The sequence below is a fragment of the Sphingobacterium sp. DR205 genome (assembly GCF_011064245.1).
In the GTDB taxonomy this organism is placed as follows: domain Bacteria; phylum Bacteroidota; class Bacteroidia; order Sphingobacteriales; family Sphingobacteriaceae; genus Sphingobacterium; species Sphingobacterium athyrii.
This window is the reverse complement of record NZ_CP049333.1, coordinates 7178406-7200463: the sequence shown is the minus strand read 5'-3', so window position 1 is coordinate 7200463 and position 22058 is coordinate 7178406. Positions and strand designations below refer to the sequence as shown.

The window sequence follows — 22058 nt, the reverse complement described above, 5'->3', positions numbered from 1 at the left end:
CCCCTCCAGCTATAGCAAGATTAATTCCCCTACGGCCTCTTTACAACTATTTAAAATTATTTTATTCCGCTCTTGTGAAATCTTGATCTTTTTTGCATCCCTTCTCAAAACATAAAAGGAATAGACATGGAAAAGATCATATTACAAGTAAAAGAATCCTGCATGGCGGATTGGGGCAAAATGACAGCACAGGAACAAGGACGCTTTTGTGGCAAGTGCGAAAAGATAGTCGTTGATTTCTCGCAGATGAGTGATCAGGAAATCGTTGATCAGATCAAAAAATCCAGTAAAGGGCTTTGCGGTCGTTTTTATGAAGATCAGCTGTTACGTGAATTGGATGCCAGTTTTTCCTTTGCAAAAAATCCGGTATGGCTTAATAGGTGGAATGGTATTGCTGCCGGACTGATGCTAATCGGTTCATTGAGCTTACCTGCGGTACAGGCGCAAACCTTCACAACAGGAAAAGTGGCTGTGGTACAGCCAAAAGATGTAGCAGCAACCGAATCTGTCGAAAAACTGACAATTCCAAGCCAACCTCTGAAAAGTGAGCCTGCATTGTCAAATCAGGATAGCATTAAGGTAAAGATCTCAGGAAAAATTGTATGTGCTTCTGGCGAGGGCAGCATGACGGGAACTGACGTGTCAATTGGAGATTACCATACGAAAGCTGGTGAAAATGGCAGCTTTGAGTTTTGGGTACCACAATCCTTATTTAGTAAAGATCAGGAACTACGTGCACAAATGATCGGGTATAAGACTGTTGTTGTTCGCTTAAAAAAGGGCAACAAGAAAGCTATAAATAAGCCTATTAAGATGGAGGTTAGACCAATGATTATGGGGCTTATTGCTACTTCAGATCGGTAGGGACTAGGCCACGTGAAGGTGTTCTATTTTTTGCTTGGCTGTAAGTGAGTAACGGTCGAAGCACCGAGATGACCAGCAGACTTTTTTGACAGTTTATAAGTGCTTATATGTCTAATCTGGACTTTGCCGAAGAGTTTTTGATGGTTATCGCATGTGATATAATTTTGCGGGACCAATGGGTGAACGTACACTTAAGGCGATCGAAGCCATGGAACAAAAAATGGAAGACAAAGAATAAAAAATCTCCTTTTATACTTGACTTTCTCTCCGCTGAATCTTACATTTGATTTATCGAATGACTTCGTAGCTCAGTTGGTAGAGCAACAGACTCTTAATCAACGACTTAAAGTCTTTATTGTCCCATTTAACATATTCATTTTAAAGCATTTAGATAAAATCATTGTTAGAACAGTAGTTTAAAAATATTGTTAATTAACCTTGTTTTTTGAGCCTTAAACAGGCTTCTGTTCTCGCAATTGTTCTCGCTAATTTATATAATATAACCTCCTTCCTCTTTGTATAAAGTTAAGGAGGTTTTTTATTTTTTTTAATTTTAACGAGTAGGGAACCTAATGCTCTCTAATTGAATAAGACAAGAAAGTTGTGAGAACCCAAAATTTTTAAGGGGTATAAAATATAGAAATGAGTTCTCAATAGTCCTCAAAAATAATATGGATACGTAAACCATCGGGTAATATCCCCTATTCTATTAGAAAGCTTTTCGTTATCTAAATACCCTCTAAGATATTAAGCCCGCCCTTTTGCTCGCCGTCCTGCGAGTTGAACGAAGGTCGTTGAAGAAAAGTCCGTAAGGATGATTCAACGATATCTATGAAATAGACGAAGCTTCTTGGCGGTATTTTTGAAAAGAGGATTGTGACCTGGGTTTATCAAAAATAGTGACAAGAGCGAAGCCTGAGAGAACAGCAGGCGAGCCAAACTCTAAAAACGGTTGGATTTTGAATGTGCATGCAATGCTTATTCAAAAGACAAAAGAGTTTTTATGAAGTGAAGGGATTTATAAAACATTAAGTATGACAAACAGCGAAGCTATAAATATGAAATTTTATGAAATAAGGTTTCATATTTATAAAGTTTGGCGTATCTTAATGGCATAAATTCCGAAACGGAATGCCATATTACCAAGCTTATGATAAAAACTAAATGGCTTATTTATACAGTATTGATAGGTTTAATGCCATTCTTTATAAGAGTGTTCATTGTCCTTTTTGATAAAAGGGGATCTTTTGGCTATTTATTTAATGAAATTGACTTTATCAGTTTCGGATTAATATTAAATTTATCAGTAATTAACGAGTTAGAGGATAAAATCGTTGCAGATAAGGTTTGGAAGTCAAGGGTGATTGGGTTTTCAATCTTTTCCATTTTAATTCTTTCTGCAATACTAGCGATTGTAACTTATTCCGATTTTAATATGAATAAGGAATTGAATAGGAACTCAATTAAGATATGCGCAATTTTATTAGCTGTAGTTAACTTTGTCCTCAATTATGCTGTGTATAACAAATTAAACGTGTTAAACGATGAATAATTTGATAATAATCCTAACAGCAATCGCGTCGATTGTAGGTCTCTATATAGCAATAAGTACCATCGTGGAGACACGCAAAAGACATTACAATGATTATATTAAAAGAAAGAGAAATAAATGAAAAAATTAAGATCATTTTTATACTTAGATAATTACAAGATGTATTCAATATCTTCTCAATTATTTGAAGGTTTGACGGAGTACATTTTAAGAAGTGAAAGTGCAGTTTCCAAGGAAGAAGAAAAACAAAAAGGACCTGTATTCAGTGGTAAAGTATTAGCGGATATTATAGAAACAAACTCTAATCAGACAGAGAAAAAATTTTTACACGATTATTCATATAATCTTTTTGAAGAAACTTTAATAGGAGAAGGGAGAGTTCTCGAAATCTCTTCTGAAACAGATGATGATGTATTCGAAAAATTAGATGACTATAGTTTTTTGAAAATTACTGGTAATATAATTTTTAACGACGTTCAAGAATTGGAGAAAACGATGTCACAATTTAATCAAACAGGTGAGGCATTAGGTTATATAACTTGTTTGGAAGAATATAAAAATGAAGTTGCCGAAATACAACAGAGTGTTAACGATGTTAAAGACAGAAATAAAAAAGCTCATCTGAATAATTTACTTAAAAATAAAGCCTCATTTAGTACTTATTTGAAAGAAAAGGGTTTGCAGATGGATGAGGGATTTTTGAAGCATCTTGGATATCTTTTAAGGTATGGATATCATCAGCAATTAGAAGTTCAAGTTCCAATACTTAGAAATGGTTTAGATCTTAATTTATTCAGTGCTCAGCTCGATAGAAAGAATCTAAAAGAAAATGAACAAACGATGATAAAAAAATTTTCTAGAGAGACAGAAAAAAAATTCACGTTGTTTGGCATATTGACTCAGAAATTAGATCGTGAAAGTAAAGAAGAACTTTTTGCAAAATTTAGTGATGCAAAAGAAAATCCAAGTATGAAAGAAGCAATTTCTAATGTGGTAAAACATATGGGAAATGTCGAAAATACCTTTAATGGAAAGTCAGATTATGAGTTTATTATAGATCCAATAGCCTTGTATTTAGAAATTTAGATTTCAAACAATATGTCTAAAAATATTCTATTTCCTTATGTAACTTTTAATCATTTTGTTGATGAGCCATTAATAAAAAAATTAGCATTATTTTATGATAAAATACTGGTCGGAGATGGTCGATTTAATATAATCTCTGATCTGTCTAGTACTAAGATGAATGAGGAGAATCGATCTCTATTCTATGAACAAGCTGTATGGGAATTTTTAAAGGATAATAATGTAGTTGAAGTATATCCGTATTTTAAAGAGAAGTTCGATCAACAAGATGAGGAAACATTGGAGTTGACAAAGAAATTAGAGGAATTATTTAGGAAGGAGAGAATAGATAAATATTCAAAAATATCAAATCCAACTCAGGAAGAATTAGAAGAAATGAAGAGAGAATACTTCCATCATTTTTTCCTTACTCATGATATATCTATTAGATTGGACACATTACATTTGAGAAAACTTGATGAATTTTCGGAATATTACCCATTGCTTCGCACTATTGATACTTTAAGGTCGAATGAAAAGAAAACACAGATAATTCAATTTATATTAAATGATATTCCCGAACCAAGTTCTGATACCTCATGGGATCATATAATTGAATTTAGAACTGATGAAGATATAAAAAATAAATATTTGGCATTGATAAATTGGATAAATAGAACATCCAATTCTAACTCAAAAATTTCCGAAATAAAGGAGGAATATGATTATTTGTATAGTGAATATATAAAACAATTTAATCTCCATAAGATGAAATATAATAATTCAAAACTGGAAGTAATTGTGAATGCAACAGTGAATTTTGTCACAAACGTAGCGACAGGTAATTATATAAGCTCGATCAAAGATCTATTTCAATTTAATATTAAAAATGCCAGTCTGTTGCAAGAGGAGTCGAAACTTACAGGCAAAGAGATCGCATATATTTTTCATGCAAAAGAGACTTTTAAATAGAATCCCACTCACGAAACCCTCCAAGTTTCAATTGAGTGGGATTTTTAGATAGATATAGGGCAAGTTATAAAGGTAAATGTAGGATGTTTCAGTTATTGTCTTATTAAAAGTAAAACCACTTCGAAAAAAAAGATCGTTTATTTTCCCTTATCTCTTCGTTAACAATAATACCCTTTTCAAAGGTTAACTGGATCAGGTTTTTGTACACTGTGTCGTGATAATTATCACCAGAGAGCTTTATACGCTTTACCAATTTTATCTCCCCTGAAAACCATTTAGCAAAAACATTCTGCTGATTTGGAAATAGATAATTAAGGCTAATATTTTTGATTTCGTAAGATCTGTCAGGACTGAATTCATTTTTTTCAGTTTGATAAATTCTGATCGCTCCAGAAAAATGAGTTAGAAATAGCTTATTGTCTGATATAACCCATAATCCACTATAACCCCTCCAACAACTAGATGCTATGGGTTGAAATTCAAAATTTTGTTTTTGTAAATATTGATCCAATGGTTCAGCATAGAGACTTTGATACCTTTTTCCTTTATAAATGAATTCTTCGGGTGTTTGTGCTGTCATATCTGTTATTTTAATTGGCCAATGTAAAACGGAATTTATCAAATAGACGTGTAATAAGAGACTTCTTACCTCTTGTCACTCGGATTTCTTCGTTTATCAATTGACCGTTAACAAAGGTCAAGATATAGACCTTAATGCGTTCTTTATTTAGGTCCTCTATTTGAGATCGAGTTCTAACCAAATGAACGTCGCCAGTATACCAGTCAGCATGCATCCTGCAGTTATTCAGACAATGTGATAAATCAATATCTATAATCTCATCTTGATTTGTAGGAGAACAATTATTGAAATCAGAATAATTGATAATACCACTTAATTTGAAGATATTGAGTTGTTGACCTTCAATCACCCAAGTGGCGGTGAATCTCTTCCAGCATCTAGTACTTACATTTGGATAATATTCCTTTATATTTTCAGCAATTGCAGACGTTGTTATGTCCTCTTGATATATCGACCAAAAGCAACTTCTGTTGTAGTAAACAATTTCAGATTGATAAACTGCCATAAGCTTGGAATAAAATAGCCTTCCAATAAATGAAAAGGCTATTTATTGACTAAGTGTATTTTTTAAGGTCGTCCAGTATCGCTCTATACACTTGGTCGAAATTAAATCTGCCCAATTTGGAATCGATGTATTCCCTAGCAAATTCATGACCTTTGTGCGTTTGTGGAACTGGTGATGAAAAAATTCCTAGAAACCTAATTTTCTTCGTAAACCTGTGCGTGTTATCCATGTTGATATTAATCATCTTGTTCCTCAACACAGAAATTGTCTCGTAATTTGGTGAACCCTGCGGAGGTAGTTGAATAAAATATGATGGAGATATACTTATAACAAGATCGTCTTTCCAGTCTAAGGAAATATTGTATTTCCATCCATTATGAACTCCTTCGTCTTGTGATTTATATGAGATAGCCATTATTGTACAAATTGTGATATAATTGATATGAGAAGACAAAATCCAAGAATTATTAATACAATGATGTTCCTTGGTTCATCTAACGTCTTTTGTGATTTGAAGAATAGGAAAACCGATGCGAAAACGATCAATAATATTATTATATGCATGTTACCGATTCGAGTTTACTAACGGTTTTCAATGATAAAGTCAGAACTTCGTCGGCCTTGATTAACTTCATCTAGAACACCATTGATAAAATAGAAATACCACGAACCTTGATATCCATCTCCTTGCAGATAAATGGTGTAGTTACGAGTATGTTTGATGCTTGTAACCTTTTTTCTATTCTGTTTTAGGAAATCATTTTCACTCATCCCAATGGTATAGTATACTTTGGAAGCGCAAGAGGACAATGCAAGCAGTAGAATAACCCCGCATAGCGTTAATAACCTTTTCATAAGTTCAATATGTGTTTGGATCGAAAGTCCCGATTCGATGGGTTAATAATAAAAAAGCGTGGGACGTAACCTAGAGCTGAATGCTGAGAGAGGTACCTAGGAGAACCCTGCACAAACAAACAGATAGGCACGTCCCACGCTTATATATAGCGTAGAACGTCACCTTATCCGCTCTTGTTGTGCAATTGAAAATTTCCTAGGTTTTCTCTTTCACAAGAACTTCAAGCTAACGCTTTATTTCTTCAATATTTTAATACAATGCAAAGATAAATAATTATTGATTACCAATATCAAAATATCCCTCATCTTTTAAACTGAGGTATTTATCAGGTGTTACTATTAAATGGTCGCAGACTTCGATATCTAAGAACTTGCCTGCTTCAATTGCTTTCTTTGTAATTGCCCTATCGGCAGAACTTGGCTGTAATTGTTCCGATGGATGATTGTGTGCCAGTATTATTTTAGATGCTGATGCTTTTAGCGCTATAGAAAAGATAACTTTCATGTCCACTGGAACGAAATCCTTACCTCCTCTTGCTAGGTCTATAATTCCCAGTACTTTGTTAGCATTATTTAGTAAGATAACTTTAAACTCTTCTAAAAAGCTCATAACCGATCTGTCCCAGACCTGCATCAATATTTTATATGCTTGCTGGGAATTAGTTGCTAATGGGCATTCTGAAATTTTAAATTCGGGAATGAACTCGACCCTGATCTCTGAAACATTGAGTAGATTTTTCATGGTTTGATTGTGTTTTTAATAAATGATTTCCAAGTAGGTTGACGTCGGGGGATGATCATTTACACCTGTAGTGCGTAAAACACATATATTAGATTCAATGGCTGTACATTAACTTCGGACAATTTGCTAGACAGTGCCTTATTCTATTAGAGAGGGGGCGTTTATAAAAGGTAGATATATAGGTGTTTACGGCGTGTATAAAAAAACAGTTAGGTATAATTATTTGATATATAGTGAAATAAAACGGATGACTTTTCTAGACTAGAAATTCCCTCTAATTGAAAAAGAAATATTTTTCGGATGGGATCAGGTTATTATATTACCCATTTTCAAGACACCTGTCTTCTATTAAAAATAGCCCCGTCCTCAAAGACTTGGGGCATATTTTTAATAGGTCAATTTTTGGTATTTATATCATAGACGAATGACGTTATTTTTATGTGTTCAATTTGAACACCATTGATTCTAGGCTTAGATTCAGTTATTTGGAAGAAAGATTTTACGCCATGAATATTTCTTTTAATATCAGAATTATGATTACGTGTGATTTTAATAAATTGGTCTAAAAACTCTTGTTTCTTATAGCTTTTACCAACGTCAAATTTAGTATATAGTGCTTTGATAAGAGGGAAATTTTCTAAAGTATCTTTTCCATAGTTCAAGGCATGGTGCTTTTTTAAGGCTAACTGACTTTTAGCAATTTTTCTGAGTCCTTTTTCTCCTTCATCATAATATACATCGTAAATTTCAGGGTGTTTTTCTCGAATCATTTTGCTAAGATTATCTGAATCGTCAATTATAATATACTGGCCTTCATAATTTCTTTTCTTAGTTTCTTGAATATTATTGAGTAAAATAATAATTTGATCTAGTTTCTCTTGAAAACTAAGTGCTGTTTTAATTCTGTCTAATTGTTCTGATTTATTGATAACTAAATATTTTTCTTGTTCAACATTAAAATATTTGATATCTGTGTCTAGAATACAAACAGATTTATATGCATTAAAAAGCGAATCAGATGATCTATAATAAGAGTTTACTATATTTTCTTCTATAAAATTATCCCACATAAAGTAGTTCGGAGAACAATCTTGGTTAATAAATAATTTATGACCAGACATCTGTATAATACTGTTGATGACTTCTGCAGTATGTGGGTCGGAAGAGGATTTTTTTAGCCCTATAAGAAATTGTACAACAGCATTGCAAGCACTTAAATATGCAATAGATTCCTCTTTACTTTTGTGTTTTAACCTCGGATCAATATTCGAAATTATGGTAAATGACTTTACGACCTTTCGTTTTCTAAATCTTCCGACAATTTGAATAGCATCCGTTGCTGGATTTATTTTTGTATGAGGAGCATTTACAATATCGCTAAGAATTACAACATCAACTTCCTCGTTAATATCTATATCCAATGCGCAAAAATATCTTGATGTTAAAAAATTATATTTTTTGTAATTTTTCTCAAGCAATTGATGGCCAAGATGAGCAGGATTTATATTTTTTCTTTTGTCATAAAAATCATTGACTTCTTCGACGGATGTGAAGATTGCCGACTCTTTTTCAATATTTAATGTTTTTATAAAATCTGAGATGTTTGTAGGACTATTAAAAAAGATGAATACTTTTCTGTTTCTTAAAGTATCTAAATGTTTCTTAAATGCATCGAAAACAGAGTTAGTGGTAATCAATTTCATATTCTTTGCAATTTGATATGTTGGGATTACATTCCAGACTTTAAAATTATGTTGTTGAAATCTAGGATCGATAGGCATATACCCTGTTGCGCTAACTAGAGCTTTTCCCTTGAATTTAAAAAATAATTCCATTGGGTATGTGATCATTTCTCTAAAATCGACATCTGAGGCCATTTTTTCGAATTCATCAAAGAGGATAAAATAGTCATTAAGGAAATCAATATTTAATTTACTAAATGCGTCAATTACCTTTTTGAACGATTCTGGTGTTGTGATAATCTTCTTGTTAGGTTTTTTGTTCTTTGAAAGGTATTTGATTATGCTGTTGGTCGTTATACCTTCGTAAACTCCAAAACAATTTTTGTGTTTGAGTAATTTTCCTTGTATTACTGGAACATAAGGTTCAATAATAATTGAATTGCGCTCGCAGATTAGCTCTAAATATGTTGCACCAATACCTGTAATATTTTTTAAAAGAATCGTATTAGTTGGGATTTCAGCCATTATATGCTGTAAAAATTGTCCCTTTTGTATATATTTTGGTTCGTTTTGCATGATATCTATTGAAAATATTTGGGTAAGCAGGGGAAGACCCCCCTGCTTAGGAAAAGAATTATTTTTGTGTAGCTATAATCATTAGCTCTTTTAGGTTTAGGTCATACTTTACAAAGGACGCAAAGCTTAATAGTTTATGTAGTCCACGGAAATAGAACATTTCGAATTTAACATCTTTGCCTTCATGAGTCGTTGTCACTTCAACAAAAGAAATCCGTTCTTTTGGTGTAAATCGCACTTCCGAGATTTTCATCTTTATCCCATTTGTAAGATTATTAATGAAAAGCCAAAACTCTAGTCGCTGTTGATTAGTAAGTGCTTTATGGAATTCTCTAAAATACTTTTTTGTAAAGACACCAAAGTATTCATGATTTTCAATAAAAACATTATTATTCGATAGTATATATTTCACATTCTTCGCACTAGTTTTCTTTGTTTTACCAGTGAATAGTGGTTTTTGCTCCACGGAGGCATTTTTCAATTTTAATTGAACTATATTCATGTTCAGAATTCTTTTAACTTGTTTTTTCTCTGTCAACCCAGTTCGTTCCCACATCAACACTTGGCGCCTTATTGTTTTTGTGTTATCCCTTTCGGACAATACAAAGGTGCAAACAACGAAATAGGGGGCAATCTTTTCGTTTTTTAAAGATCACCCCCCATTGAAAATAAGGTTGAAAAAATATTGGCGGAATTTACATTTTCAGCAAATCTTTGATAAAGTCCTCCTTTTCCGAATAATTGCCGGATGGAGGTATGAGCTTGGGTGAATCAATTGGAATCATACCAAAAAAGCGCATAGCAGAAAAGATATATAGATGCTTTTGTTTCATCATAGGGGCAACCTTGGGTTCAGCTTCAACAATTAAAATATCTAAGAATTTCATGAGAGATTTGGCAACAAGACTGCTAAAGATTCTCCTAGCGGATTTATTCTTGCTTATTTTATAAGTAGACATCTGCTCATGCAGTCTGACAAAATATTTCAATGTGAATTCGTATTCTAGGCCCTCATTAATTGCCACGCTTAGAATAGAATTGGAAGTGATGAAATTCGTATTATAACGTCCCTTTATTCTATCGTCAAATTTTGAATATCTATCATCAATTAATTTATCCAATATTTCTTTTGAACTCTCTGGATCAACAAGAATATTATCCTGTGAGATTAAGTTTCCTCTTTCGTCCCTGTGCTTGATGGATATTTCACTCCGATTGATATTTTCTCGGATTCGCAACAGTTTTACAATTTCCTCAACATCTGCAATCTCCCAATTAACCAATTCTTGATGGTTCATTCCATCACTCTCTTTATTATCCAGTAGCTTGTAATGCAATTCCCACTCATAATCAAGATATGTATTAATGAGACATAGGCTTTCAAAGATGAGGGCTAAAATCATCTCTTTATGATATTGATCAAGATTTTCGTATTCTTCATTTAAAAGCATTGAAGATAGGTCATAGATCATTGAGTAGTCATCATGCCAGAATTTTCCCCCATTTTCGTCTATATGCCCCAAAGGAGATACCTCGAACGCAAAATGTTGGTTATCTGTCCAGTCTTTGGTGTTATAATCATTTTGGTAACACTGTTTTAAACGAAATGGATTAAGTTTAATATCTATATTGAATGGCATTTCTTCTATCATGACCCAAAAATATAAAAGCCATTGGATTTACCATCGGAATGATAACAGAAAATGAGAACTCATTTTATTAGAGGGGGTATAATTAACAAAATGAATTCTCAAATTCTCATTATAATTCTGGCATCACGTGTTTCAATTCATTCGCATTATGAACACCTAATCCACGCAGGTATTTAAGCGTTACAATCATATCTGAATGTCCTAATAGCTGTTGGAGTATATGAAGGTCTTTAGTTTTCTTATAAACGTTTACAGAAGCTGTATGGCGGAATGAGTAGATCGTTTGGTTCTTCTCGATAATTGCTTCTTTCTCCATTAGTTTGAACATTCTAGTCCAAGCGGTGCTAAAATAGTAGGGATTATTGGCATCAGGTGCCCCAGTAAAGAGATTATCATCATGGGATAGATTTTCTAATCGATTTATCAATAACTCCCTTACATAATTCGGTATTGGTACTATTCTAATCTTTTTCCCTTTATTCTCATTACCCGAGAGGTGTATTTCAGTAACATTATTCTTGAAATGGTGGCGTTTGAGCAATCTAATTTCATTATGGGGTCGTAGTAAGCAACCATAACTGATTAGACAACATAGATACAAATCTGTATGATTTCTCTTTAGAAACTCTAGGACTTTTGGTAATTGATCTTCTGAATAAATTTTATGAAGCTTAGGGGTTGCCTTTCTTCGATCTGTCCTATTAACAATGGAAGTGTTAAATTCAAAGTCTTTATCAATTTCTCCAAATACAGCCTTAATATGACGTCTTGAAATCATATAGTTGGAAGCACTCGAATTAAATTGATTCATGAATTCTTGAATTCTCGACCGTTGTAGATCGTTTATATTCCCATTTAATTCTTCGCTAGTTAGAAATGCTTTTAATTTATTGGTTAGTTTTTCTAGATGGTGGACATATTTGCTTGACAAATTTGCCTTCTTCTTATTTTCTATAGCCATATCTAACAATTCTCTTAAGGAGGTGTTTTCAATGGTTTTAATTTTTGTTGGCGATTTGTTTATAGGGTATTTCCCGAACTCAATAGCTTTTTTAAATTCATATTCTAGAACCTTTAATTTTTCAATCCTCTCTTTTACTGTTAAACAAGAGTTTGGCTGTATGTCCAAACCCAATTTTACACCAGTATATTCTTTATATTTTTTGTCTCCAATCTTGATATAGATATACGAACGCTTCTTTAAATCGTCGGGATTAGATATTGTAATTTGTGCATTATCCATGAGTGCTGTTCTCGCACTGTTCTCGCAATAGATGTTATCTATTACGCTTTGTTATATGAATAAATAAATGTTATGATAATGCTGTAACAAATCAGGTAATTCGAAGCTCCTTTTAGGTTTGATAAAACACTAAAATCTCGCTGGAATGTCATAAAACTCAAAAAAATACGGCTTAATACTTGACTTTCTCTTTGGTGAACCTTACATTTGATTTATCGAATGACTTCGTAGCTCAGTTGGTAGAGCAACAGACTCTTAATCTGTGGGTCCTGAGTTCGAGCCTCAGCGGGGTCACTTTCAGAAAAGCCTTTTTACGTAAGTAGAACGGCTTTTTTTATGCCTTTAAAGTGGTTTTTTCATTTTTGTCATACCGAGAGTTATAAAATCTATTAATTAATTTGAAACACTTAAATACGACTTCTATTTCATATTTAACCCAATTCTGGCTAAAATTGTACTGATTTGGCGCACTTTTGGCGCATTTTTATGTATATTCTAACCACGAGATCCCAATCTAATGCTCTCTAATTGAATAAGACACCAACGTTGTTGAGAACCCAAAATTTTTAAGAGGTATATAATATCAAAAAGAAATGAGCTGAAATAACATGGATAAGTAATCCATCAGGGCAATATCCCGTATTCTATTAGAAAGTGTAGGGTTATTTAATTTTTTCTAAAGTAATGAGTAAAGTTTGTTCTTCAAGCTACTTAATTCAGTAAATTTATTCCGTAAATTTGTATCGGAGGCAATAAGTTTATGGAAAACAAGAAGATTTCAATATTGTATGTTGATGATGAGGAGAATAATTTGTTTTCCTTCAAGGCGACATTCCGTTTAAAATATAAGATATTTACCGCCATCAGTGGAGCAGAGGCAATTGATCTCGTTAAAAATAATTCGATTAATATCATTATCACCGATCAACGAATGCCCGAAATGACCGGTGTCGAGTTTTTGGAGAGGATCATTAAGATTGATGCAGCTCCAATGCGTATACTTTTAACGGGGTATACTGATATGGCTGCTGTGGTCGATGCTGTCAATAAAGGAAAGATATTCCATTACCTCAATAAACCTTGGAGCGAAGCAGAACTGGACGAAACGATTCAGCGTGCGTATGAGGTATATCTGGAACGGCAAAAAATAATCGAAACGAATGCGAAACTCGAATCATCCAATGATCAACTCGAGTTTATGCTGCGCCAAAAACTGCTTTCCTAAAACAAAAGCTTTTAGGAAAGGCAGAACTATTTACTCGGTATACTGACTGTAAATGTCGTGCCTGCACCCAGTGGCGATTGCACATCAATGGTCCCTTGCAGCTTTAGTAGCGCGTTTTGTACGTTATACAAGCCAAATCCCATGCCTTTGGCCTGATCACTGCCCCTAAAAAACAGTTTGAAAATATCATGAATGTGTTCGGGAGAAATACCGATACCATTATCGCTCACCACAATCTTCGCCTGCTTGTCAGATACGTCAACAGATAGTTTAACGAATGGCTCCGCCTGGCCCTTACGCTGATATTTGAAGGCGTTGGATAGTAAATTGTGTAAAATCAATTCTAGAATTGCCTTGTCACATTTAAATGGTTCTTTTTGGTTTACATAGATATCAAAGCTTACGTCTTTGTTTTGGGTATACATTTTATAGAACTGTCTTACATTGCCGAAAAGTTCGTCAAAATTAATTTCAGAGAGCATGAGCTCACCTCTCCGCAATAGATAGTAGTCCCTTAGACTATCAATATAGGCATCTAGGCTGACCAATGAACTATCCATCAAGGTAAGTAATTCATGGATGCGGTCTATATTGTCAAATTCTAGCCCAAGTTTTACTGCGGAGAGTACTCCTGTTAAAGGATCACGTAAATCATGGCTGACACTATAGGCAAACTTATCCAGCTCATCGTACGCTTTCTGCAGCTCCTGATTCTTTGTCTCTAACAGCGAATTTGCAACATAAAATTTATTTGCTTCTTCAACTGCTGAAATAATCTCTTCCCTCATCCAAGGCTTGCGGACAAAGCGAAAGATATGGCCCTTATTGATCGCGTCAATAACTGTATCCATGTCAGCATACGCAGTCAATAAAATACGTATAGGCTTCGGAAAATCTCTTTTGATGCGGTGCAGAAAATCTATTCCCAGTTCTTCGGGCATACGCTGGTCACAAAAGATCACACGGATCTCCGGATTGGCGAGAAGTATTTTCTCGGCTTCAGCTGTGTTTGATGCAGTATGAATGACATAATCGTATCTAAAATTCGCTTTAAAACCAATTAAGTTATTTGCTTCATCATCAATATATAATATTTCAAGCTCCGTCTGCATAATTTGTATAATATGGTTTATTTTCCCAAAATGACCGAAATTAATCATAATTTATCGAACTCATTGGGTTTACTTTTACGTCAATTCTTTTGTTGTATGGGGATTTGTAGCGTGAAGACTGTTCCCTCTCCTACTTCTGATTCTACAATAATCCTACCATGATGCTTGGCAATGGTATTATAGGCGATGGACATCCCTAACCCTGTCCCCTCGCCGACGTCCTTTGTCGTGAAAAAAGGTTCAAAAATACGTTCCTGAATATTTTTTGGAATACCGATGCCATTGTCTGCTATTTTAACAAAAACACTGGACAGATCCGCAGCAAGTCCAGTTTCTATCCCTAATTTCCCCCCTCCGTTATCACCGAATTTTTTGTTGATGGCATACAGTGCATTCGTTATAATATTCAGAAATACCTGGTTCAGTTTCCCTGCATGGCATTCTACCATCGGCAGGTCGCCATATTTTTTTTCGACCTCAATCGTATTATTGATCAAGCTGTTCAGTATCACCATCGTGGACGCTATGCCCTCGTTGATATCGGCAAATTTTAATGTGTCCTCATCGACACGTGAGAAGATACGTAAACTTTTTACTATTTCAGCGGTACGATGGGCTCCATCATGCATTCCTTTCAATAGAAAATCGACTTCCGTCTTCAGATAGTCAATGTCCAGATCATCCTTGAATTTTTTGATCTGTAATTGTTTCTCATCATCAGAAAGCTCCGGTGCAAAAGCAATACGTTCGACTTCGTCCAACGTGTCCCAGATCATCCTGATATCTCTTTTCAGGGGGGCTACATTCGAGGTGACGAAGTTGATTGGATTGTTGATTTCGTGTGCGACTCCTGCGGTCAACTGTCCCAACGAGGCCATTTTTTCGGCTTCAACCAATTGTGACTGGGCTTCTTTCAGATGTGTCAGTGTCATTTGCAATGACGCATTGGATTCTTTTAGTTCATGTGTTCGTTCACTGACCTTTTGCTCCAGCACCATATTCTGTTCACGGATGAGCCGCTCGTTTTCTAAAGAGATCGCTAATTCTCGTAGCCTAGATTCTTCCTTTTCCTGCTTAAGTATATTGATGCTGTAGGCCAGACCAAAGGATAGCAAAGCCATTTCGATTACGGAGGCAATCTGCACAGCGTTGCTTGTAAAGTTATTATAGTCTAATATTCCGTAGTCTTTTAATAAAAACACAACGGATCCTAGGAGTAAAACAGTCCATCCATAAACAAAGTATTTTGCTGGTTTATAGCCGCTTATCATAATGCGATAGGATAAGTAGAGAACAAATAAAGAGCCAGCTCCAGTGGTCACCTGCATCACAAAAAATGCGGATTGCGTTAAACTGGCTAGCGCCAGGATGGTACCAATGGCAAACAAAATAATAAAAATGATGATTATCCGTCTTGATCGCGGTGCATTTTTCTTTAATTGGAGAAATGAATCTGCAAATAAAAGCGCACTAAGCCCCGATAGACAACCAAATATCATGGGGCCTTTGGTTGCAAAGTAAGGCCAGGAAGGCCATAGATACTGAAAACTATAACCTTTGATGCCCATTTGGGTGACACCGGCACAGAGGACATATAAAACGTAATAAAGGTACCCCCTATCCCTTACGGAGAAAAATAGAAAGAGATTATATATCACCATAATGAGTACTATTCCGATATAGATACCACTAATGAGGCTATCGTTATTCATCTGCGTCACAAATTGTCGCTCGCTACTCAGGTAGATGGGTAATATAATCTGCTCGGTACTTTTAATACGAATGAAAAAGGTCTTTTCAGCCCGTCTGGGCAGATGAATGTCAAATACATAGTTCGGAACTTTATATTTTCGTATGGAAAAATTTTGATGTTCCCCAAGTTTGATCGATTGGTAAGAGCCATTCCCGGACGGGCTATATAATTCAACTTCATCCAATAACGGATAGGCAATTTCTAATAGAAAATATAAATCTTGTTCGCTGCTATTTTTTATAGGGAGGCGAAACCAGACGGCGTCAGATGAGATGCCTAAGTTTGGAACTGCACTATTTAGGGGTTGAAAGTCCGATGAAGATAAAATGGTTGAAAATGCGGGGTTCCCGGGCCCGGTATAACGCTCCAGCTGATGACCGATCAGTAGCCGTTGTCCGGGATGGTCAACAGTGAGCTGTGCTCGTGACGGGAGGCATGCGAGAATATACAGACAGATCAGGGAAAACCAGCACTTCATTTTTAGGAGGCTATTTTTTTGCCAGGGCGATGACCAGATTCATTGACACTAAAAAACAGCCGGTTTCATCCAATTGTTTCAGTGTTTGTTGGAATTCCTCAAATTCTGCTTGGCTCAATTTGCCCTTTTCGAACATCTCCAAGAGGATGCTGTCTAAAAACAGATAGCGGTTGGCTTCTTCTTTAGAACGTGTCACCATGCAGAAAGTTTGCAGTTGAACATCTTGAAATCCATTCTTAAGGAGGTCTGTTGTCAGCTTATTGCCCGCCCAGCCGTTGTTGACTTTCTCTTCGGTCAAATAATGGCAGATCTTGGCTTCTATGCTTACATGCTGGGTGTAGAAAGTCAGGCTATTCCAGATGGTCTCAACGATAACCACAGGTTGGCCCTTGCCCAATATGCGATATACCTCACGAAACATCTTTTGTGGATCAGTCAAATGCTGGACAAGACGTTCCATCCGTACTCCGGAAACCTCCTCATCTTCGAAATCGAGCTGATATACCTCACCCTGAACGAAATTAACATTGCTGATTCCGTCGCTACCTGCTTTCGCATGATCAATCAATTTCGCATCATGGTCTACACCGATCACCTGTACTTCGCTTCCCAGCATATTGGCCAGGTTAATAGCATCCATTCCGGTACCGCAACCCAAATCGGCAAGGAGCCCCTCTTTGATCGTAGTGAAAGGAGAATAGGATTGTATTTTTAATTGCTTGAGAAAGTCTCCGGTATCCTGTAAATAACCGGCGCCATAGTGTTTAGTGTCCATTACAAAATATTTAGATTACGTTGATCTGTTTTGAGATCTGCCGATGTGTGCTGCAAATTTTTTATGACCTCTTCAAGATCCCAACGGTCTAGGTTGGGGATGTCTATTTGATAGTGAATTTCAATTTCTTTATTTCGCAGGGTTTCTATCCGGACAATATTGGAATTGTTTCGGAGGGAGAAAATAGCTTCCTTATTTTCCTGATCGGCTTCAGTCAACGTATCCAGATTTCTCATGATCATGACTGTCGCCACTAAGTCTAATTTGGGATAGTAAAAAGTACCATTGTTACCAACGCTGGTATCTATGCGGTAACCCACACTTTCCGCCAGTTTTACCGTATATGGAGCACACAGTGCAAATAACGATTTGATTCCGATCTGTGTACTGATGGCTGCTCCAGCCCTGGTGAGGAAAATACTCCCGATTCCATAGCCCGCGATCTCCCGCGAGTTCCATAGCCCGCAGCCTTCGCCGGTACCGTGTAAGGCGTAGTCGTATACTAAATCGTAAATCCGTGCATCCATGGCACCTGTAGCCTGTTCTATCGGCAATGGCTCACTTCCGCCGGCGGCATGTATGCGAACACCTCCATATACCTTCTCACCATCAAGAGATTCTACAATAAGGACGAATGACGCCGGATTGTACATCCATTCGTTCTTGGACGAAGTAACTTTCTTGACACCTATCGCTGTCAAGACATGGGCGTGCCCTTCTATAAAACGTTCACAGGTCTTAGGATCGTCGATAGCACGAAATGCTCTCAATCTAACTACCGGACGTCCATCGTTGAATAATAATGCCACCGAAATGCTTTAATTTATCGTTGAAACACAAAACTAATCAATAAAAAGCAAAAGGTGTTTAAAGCTTTGATAAATAAACACCTTTATGATCTGCCTTTTACAAAAATATATGTAAGGCCGGTTCTATCCATAAAATCAATTATATTAATAGAGATCGGAACCAGCCTGGAATGAACTGTCAACGTTTTTGTAAACTATTCTTATAAATTTGTCCGTCTTTGACAATAAGGAGAAAATTTTTGTCCGGATCGGCCAGTAGTGCCAGGTCCCGGAGCGGATCGCCATTGACCAATAGCATGTCGGCCAAGGCTCCCTCTTCGATCACGCCTAGTTTGCCGGGATATGGGCTCCGTAAACCCGAAATCTGTAACAGCTCCGCATTGTCCTGGGTAACCATTTTAATAATCTCAGCATTCGTAAACCATTTTTGAAGACGGAGGATGAATGAATTTTGCAGCTCATTCAGGTCTGGTTCAAAAAGGAAGTCGGTTCCCCAGGCGAGCTTAACACCGTGTTTCTTGGCCAAAGGCCATACTTTTTCCTGTCCTTCGATAACGGGCTTGCGTTTTATTCGCCTTTGCGGATCCATATCAGGTGTGTCTTCGACCAAATTTTGTAAGCTGAGCCAGATATTTTTCTCTGCAAGAAGTTGCAGCGTTTCCTCATCCAATAGCTGTCCGTGTTCGATGCACTTTACCCCTGCTTCGACCGCCCGGCGTATCGCCCTGGGGGTATAAGCGTGTACGGTAACATAAGTGCCCCAATCTTCCGCTGCTTCGACCGCCGCCTTCATCTCATCCAGGGTATATTGCGTAACATCCACAGGGTCATACGCCGAAGAGGTGCCTCCGCCAGCCATCAGTTTGATCTGACTGGCGCCGAACCGTAAATTTTCTCTGACGGCTGTCAGTACCTCATCGCGTCCGTCGGCTATAAAAGTGGCTCCATATCTTTCGGCCCGTGAAACAATGCCGAAGAATCTGCGCGATTTTTCCTCTGGCGTCCTAAAATCACCATGCCCCGCAGTTTGGCTTATTGTAGCTCCGGAAGGCCAGATCCTGGGGCCGATTAGTTTACCTTTGTCAATCGCAGCCTTCAATGGAAATATCGGTCCACCCACATCGCGCACACTCGTAAATCCACGCATGAGCATTTTCTGCGCTGATTGGCCAACCTTGTTTACCAGAAATTCCTCAGAAAGGTCGTTTGTCATCATCTGTGGCATTGTAAGTGCCCCAAAGACCAAATGCACATGGGCATCAATCAAGCCGGGCAGTAATGTTTTGCCTTTGGCATCTATCTTTACAATTTCGGCTCCTGTGGTTTTAATGGGCGCAGCACTGATCGTTTGAATCGTGTTGCCGTTGATCAGAACGTGTTTCAGACCGCTAAGGCTCTGGTTTTTATAATCTATGAGTTTGACATTTTCCAAAAGGATCTGTTTCTGCTGTGCTGTTAAAACATGGGTGCTGCAAGCACAGATAAAGAAGGTAAGTACATGACGTAAACGCATAATTATTAAATATAATGTGTTTAAATAATACTATGACTACAGTCATCAAACCATATAAAAGACATGTTTAATGAACTATTCCCTAAGTTAAATATAATTTGGATATTTCTTTATTATAGTGTAATAATATTTCGCCATAATTAGTCGCTAAGTGCCTCTGTACGATCAAAAAGTGCTATAATCAGCGCTAAATTTTTAGTAAATTTGTTACTGATTATGATCAATTTAACGCGATGGCTAGGGCGGCACCAACAGGTCATTCCGGAAATATTTTCACTCCGGACCTCGCTGCGGTATGCTTTTTTGCTCGGAGGATCCTGTTATCTTTTTTTAATCATTTTTCAGCCTTTTGGTACCTACAATTTTGAAGATTCAGGGAAATATATACTATTGATGGGCTATGGGGGCATTTTCGCCTTATCTTATCTATTCGCTTCCGCCTTATTGGCCAACAGAAAGAAATGGACGGTAAAAAAAGAATTCCTGCGTATGCTATTGGTATACGTAGCAGCGACAATATTGAATTTTTTATACAATAGCTGTATTGTGAGCCGGGTGTCCATGCAATGGATCAACTTGCTGTATATGGGACTTTATACCCTGTCGCTCTATGTACCCATCGGACTGATTTATTTTTTAACACTCATAAAAACGGATCGGGGTAAACCGACGGAGTCTGTATCGGTCCCTTTCGCCCAGAGGCAAGTTTTGCCGATACGAGTGAGTTTACCGGCGCAGCGTATATCGAACCTCGGCGCTCATACCCCGGCTGCTCCACTATTGGCGAGCTTACCGGATCAGCATGCCGTGGTTTCTGATAACAGCACTGTTGTTTGTCTTGCTAATGGGAGCCAGCTTTTATGTTTTGGCCGACAGGATTTTATATTTGCCAAATCCATGGATAATTATTGTGAGGTCTATTTTTACGAAAATAAAATAGCCAAAAAAGAGATTATCCGGATCACTTTGGGAAAGTTGGCGGAGCAATTGACAGATGCGAACATACACCGTTGCCATAGGTCATATCTGGTTAATTTCGACAAGATTCTGGTCAAGGAGGGCAATGCAAAAGGCTTTCTGTTGCGTTTCGCTGACAGGGACGAATATGCACTGGTATCGCGATCGATGCTCCCGGCTGTAAGAGCCTACTTATTGAAATGATGCGGTTCAATTGGCTCCCTGGGATAACCGGTACCATTCGTCCCTAAATCTGGCGAACCGCCACATATTTTTGTCAGTCCTGTCATTGCCATATAGTTTTGTCCCAAAAAAATATGAATCATACAAATTTCAACTTGCTTGTTTTGTTTTTCTTCTTCGGGATTTACTTTGGCTTAGATCAGGCATTTTTTTCCTCCGTTCAGTCCTGGATAATCGGCTTTATTCACAACAGGGCCTTGGCCCACATGGTAACCTATATTCTCAGCCTGCTGCCTTTGCTCTTGGGGGCACTTTTGCTCAAGCCTAAAGATCAGGACACATTGGTGTCTAAATTTGGGGTAAATGGGTCTCCTGCATTGGGGATAGGTATCGCCGCGTTGGCAACACTTCCGATGTTTATCGGTTATGCATTTAGGTTTTCTTTGATCAGGGAACCCGATTTCAATTCATTGGTCATTAATACCTTCTCTGCAGGATTGTTTGAAGAACTCATCTTTAGGGCTTATTTTTTTGGTCTTGTTTACCGCTATACACGCCTTGGGTTTATTCCCGCTATTCTGGCAACATCGTTGGTATTTGCCTTACTGCATCTATATCAAAGCCAGGATCCGATGGAATTGGTTCTCATTTTTATGATAACATTTTTGGGATCGGTATTGTTTGCCTGGTTATATACTGAGTGGAAGTTTAATGTTTGGGTTCCGGTAGCCCTACATATATTGATGAATCTGGCCTGGGTGCTATTTAATGTTGACGAAAATGCTGCAGGCAACTGGTATGCTAATATCTTCCGCTTTTTGACGATCGCTCTGATGATCGTATTGACAGTAATCAGAGCCAAGAATAGCCATAACGGTCTCCGGGTAAACCGAAAGACACTCTGGCGCAAGGTATAAAATTCGGAAGCGAAGTTCCGGGAGTTTACATTGGCTTTTGCCCGATAT

General features: G+C 36.8%; 20 protein-coding genes and 1 tRNA gene. 8 read left to right on the top strand and 13 right to left on the bottom strand.

From position 1 onward, the window contains the following. Positions 1-126: 126 nt before the first annotated feature. The 4 genes from G6053_RS30320 to G6053_RS30305 all read left to right on the top strand — a co-directional run bounded on the left by G6053_RS30320 (position 127) and on the right by G6053_RS30305 (position 4453). Positions 127-864: a carboxypeptidase-like regulatory domain-containing protein gene (locus G6053_RS30320; RefSeq protein ID WP_165309509.1), complete on the top strand. Its 738-nt coding sequence runs from the start codon at positions 127-129 to the stop codon at positions 862-864. Positions 865-2014: 1150 nt separating this feature from the next. After that, the gene (locus tag G6053_RS30315) at positions 2015-2416 is read left to right on the top strand and encodes a hypothetical protein (RefSeq protein WP_165309508.1); all 402 of its coding nucleotides are present in this window, start codon (positions 2015-2017) and stop codon (positions 2414-2416) included. Positions 2417-2533: 117 nt separating this feature from the next. Then, positions 2534-3502: a hypothetical protein gene (locus G6053_RS30310; protein ID WP_165309507.1), complete on the top strand. Its 969-nt coding sequence runs from the start codon at positions 2534-2536 to the stop codon at positions 3500-3502. A 12-nt stretch (positions 3503-3514) separates the two neighbouring features. After that, on the top strand, positions 3515-4453 hold the full coding sequence (locus G6053_RS30305) for a hypothetical protein (protein WP_165309506.1): 939 nt from the start codon (positions 3515-3517) through the stop codon (positions 4451-4453). A gap of 103 nt (positions 4454-4556) precedes the next feature. On the opposite strand, the gene G6053_RS30300 is transcribed toward G6053_RS30305, so the two are convergent. The 8 genes from G6053_RS30300 to G6053_RS30265 form a co-directional block, all read right to left on the bottom strand. Further along, on the bottom strand, positions 4557-5033 hold the full coding sequence (locus G6053_RS30300) for a hypothetical protein (RefSeq protein ID WP_165309505.1): 477 nt from the start codon (positions 5031-5033) through the stop codon (positions 4557-4559). A gap of 10 nt (positions 5034-5043) precedes the next feature. Next, a complete protein-coding gene (locus G6053_RS30295) occupies positions 5044-5538 on the bottom strand; it encodes a hypothetical protein (protein ID WP_165309504.1) in 495 nt (164 codons plus the stop codon). A 582-nt stretch (positions 5539-6120) separates the two neighbouring features. Further along, complete coding sequence (locus tag G6053_RS30290) at positions 6121-6393, bottom strand: hypothetical protein (protein WP_165309503.1); 273 nt, start codon at positions 6391-6393, stop codon at positions 6121-6123. Positions 6394-6667: 274 nt separating this feature from the next. Further along, positions 6668-7135: a JAB domain-containing protein gene (locus G6053_RS30285; RefSeq protein WP_165309502.1), complete on the bottom strand. Its 468-nt coding sequence runs from the start codon at positions 7133-7135 to the stop codon at positions 6668-6670. A 395-nt stretch (positions 7136-7530) separates the two neighbouring features. Continuing rightward, complete coding sequence (locus G6053_RS30280; RefSeq protein WP_165309501.1) at positions 7531-9393, bottom strand: hypothetical protein; 1863 nt, start codon at positions 9391-9393, stop codon at positions 7531-7533. A gap of 58 nt (positions 9394-9451) precedes the next feature. Then, entirely contained in the window at positions 9452-9895 is a 444-nt protein-coding gene (locus G6053_RS30275) for a hypothetical protein (RefSeq protein ID WP_165309500.1), read from the bottom strand. Between the two features lie 193 nt (positions 9896-10088). Further along, positions 10089-11045 carry a hypothetical protein gene (locus G6053_RS30270; protein WP_165309499.1) on the bottom strand — a complete coding sequence of 319 codons (957 nt, stop codon included), beginning with the start codon at positions 11043-11045 and terminating at the stop codon, positions 10089-10091. A gap of 109 nt (positions 11046-11154) precedes the next feature. Then, complete coding sequence (locus G6053_RS30265; RefSeq protein ID WP_165309498.1) at positions 11155-12288, bottom strand: site-specific integrase; 1134 nt, start codon at positions 12286-12288, stop codon at positions 11155-11157. A gap of 221 nt (positions 12289-12509) precedes the next feature. Between G6053_RS30265 and G6053_RS30260 the strand changes: the two genes are divergently transcribed. Further along, positions 12510-12582, top strand: a tRNA-Lys gene (locus G6053_RS30260). A 466-nt stretch (positions 12583-13048) separates the two neighbouring features. After that, positions 13049-13513, top strand: coding sequence for a response regulator (locus tag G6053_RS30255; RefSeq protein WP_108635465.1), 465 nt, complete (start codon positions 13049-13051; stop codon positions 13511-13513). Positions 13514-13539: 26 nt separating this feature from the next. On the opposite strand, the gene G6053_RS30250 is transcribed toward G6053_RS30255, so the two are convergent. The 5 genes from G6053_RS30250 to G6053_RS30230 all read right to left on the bottom strand — a co-directional run bounded on the left by G6053_RS30250 (position 13540) and on the right by G6053_RS30230 (position 19953). Next, a complete protein-coding gene (locus G6053_RS30250) occupies positions 13540-14625 on the bottom strand; it encodes a hybrid sensor histidine kinase/response regulator (RefSeq protein ID WP_108635507.1) in 1086 nt (361 codons plus the stop codon). Positions 14626-14705: 80 nt separating this feature from the next. Continuing rightward, positions 14706-16856 carry a 7TM diverse intracellular signaling domain-containing protein gene (locus G6053_RS30245; RefSeq protein ID WP_165309497.1) on the bottom strand — a complete coding sequence of 717 codons (2151 nt, stop codon included), beginning with the start codon at positions 16854-16856 and terminating at the stop codon, positions 14706-14708. Positions 16857-16866: 10 nt separating this feature from the next. Further along, entirely contained in the window at positions 16867-17631 is a 765-nt protein-coding gene (locus tag G6053_RS30240) for a methyltransferase domain-containing protein (RefSeq protein ID WP_165309496.1), read from the bottom strand. After that, positions 17631-18440: a hypothetical protein gene (locus G6053_RS30235; protein WP_108635468.1), complete on the bottom strand. Its 810-nt coding sequence runs from the start codon at positions 18438-18440 to the stop codon at positions 17631-17633. Before G6053_RS30235 ends, G6053_RS30240 begins: the two co-directional genes overlap by 1 nt. A gap of 178 nt (positions 18441-18618) precedes the next feature. After that, a complete protein-coding gene (locus tag G6053_RS30230) occupies positions 18619-19953 on the bottom strand; it encodes an amidohydrolase family protein (RefSeq protein WP_165309495.1) in 1335 nt (444 codons plus the stop codon). A 216-nt stretch (positions 19954-20169) separates the two neighbouring features. Between G6053_RS30230 and G6053_RS30225 the strand changes: the two genes are divergently transcribed. After that, on the top strand, positions 20170-21114 hold the full coding sequence (locus G6053_RS30225; RefSeq protein ID WP_165309494.1) for a LytTR family DNA-binding domain-containing protein: 945 nt from the start codon (positions 20170-20172) through the stop codon (positions 21112-21114). A 113-nt stretch (positions 21115-21227) separates the two neighbouring features. Next, positions 21228-22010, top strand: a complete 783-nt coding sequence (locus G6053_RS30220) for a CPBP family intramembrane glutamic endopeptidase (protein WP_165309493.1) — start codon at positions 21228-21230, stop codon at positions 22008-22010. Positions 22011-22058: the final 48 nt, after the last annotated feature.

Bases quoted from the DNA above. Each gene is read 5' to 3' on its own strand.
- G6053_RS30245 (WP_165309497.1), bottom strand. From the start codon at position 16,856: ATGAAGTGCTGGTTTTCCCTGATCTGTCTGTATATTCTCGCATGCCTC.
- G6053_RS30220 (WP_165309493.1), top strand. From the start codon at position 21,228: ATGAATCATACAAATTTCAACTTGCTTGTTTTGTTTTTCTTCTTCGGG.
- G6053_RS30285 (WP_165309502.1), bottom strand. From the start codon at position 7,135: ATGAAAAATCTACTCAATGTTTCAGAGATCAGGGTCGAGTTCATTCCC.
- G6053_RS30320 (WP_165309509.1), top strand. From the start codon at position 127: ATGGAAAAGATCATATTACAAGTAAAAGAATCCTGCATGGCGGATTGG.
- G6053_RS30290 (WP_165309503.1), bottom strand. From the start codon at position 6,393: ATGAAAAGGTTATTAACGCTATGCGGGGTTATTCTACTGCTTGCATTG.
- G6053_RS30230 (WP_165309495.1), bottom strand. From the start codon at position 19,953: ATGCGTTTACGTCATGTACTTACCTTCTTTATCTGTGCTTGCAGCACC.
- G6053_RS30265 (WP_165309498.1), bottom strand. From the start codon at position 12,288: ATGGATAATGCACAAATTACAATATCTAATCCCGACGATTTAAAGAAG.
- G6053_RS30270 (WP_165309499.1), bottom strand. From the start codon at position 11,045: ATGATAGAAGAAATGCCATTCAATATAGATATTAAACTTAATCCATTT.
- G6053_RS30225 (WP_165309494.1), top strand. From the start codon at position 20,170: ATGATCAATTTAACGCGATGGCTAGGGCGGCACCAACAGGTCATTCCG.
- G6053_RS30280 (WP_165309501.1), bottom strand. From the start codon at position 9,393: ATGCAAAACGAACCAAAATATATACAAAAGGGACAATTTTTACAGCAT.
- G6053_RS30295 (WP_165309504.1), bottom strand. From the start codon at position 5,538: ATGGCAGTTTATCAATCTGAAATTGTTTACTACAACAGAAGTTGCTTT.
- G6053_RS30240 (WP_165309496.1), bottom strand. From the start codon at position 17,631: ATGGACACTAAACACTATGGCGCCGGTTATTTACAGGATACCGGAGAC.
- G6053_RS30300 (WP_165309505.1), bottom strand. From the start codon at position 5,033: ATGACAGCACAAACACCCGAAGAATTCATTTATAAAGGAAAAAGGTAT.
- G6053_RS30250 (WP_108635507.1), bottom strand. From the start codon at position 14,625: ATGCAGACGGAGCTTGAAATATTATATATTGATGATGAAGCAAATAAC.
- G6053_RS30305 (WP_165309506.1), top strand. From the start codon at position 3,515: ATGTCTAAAAATATTCTATTTCCTTATGTAACTTTTAATCATTTTGTT.
- G6053_RS30310 (WP_165309507.1), top strand. From the start codon at position 2,534: ATGAAAAAATTAAGATCATTTTTATACTTAGATAATTACAAGATGTAT.
- G6053_RS30315 (WP_165309508.1), top strand. From the start codon at position 2,015: ATGATAAAAACTAAATGGCTTATTTATACAGTATTGATAGGTTTAATG.
- G6053_RS30255 (WP_108635465.1), top strand. From the start codon at position 13,049: ATGGAAAACAAGAAGATTTCAATATTGTATGTTGATGATGAGGAGAAT.
- G6053_RS30275 (WP_165309500.1), bottom strand. From the start codon at position 9,895: ATGAATATAGTTCAATTAAAATTGAAAAATGCCTCCGTGGAGCAAAAA.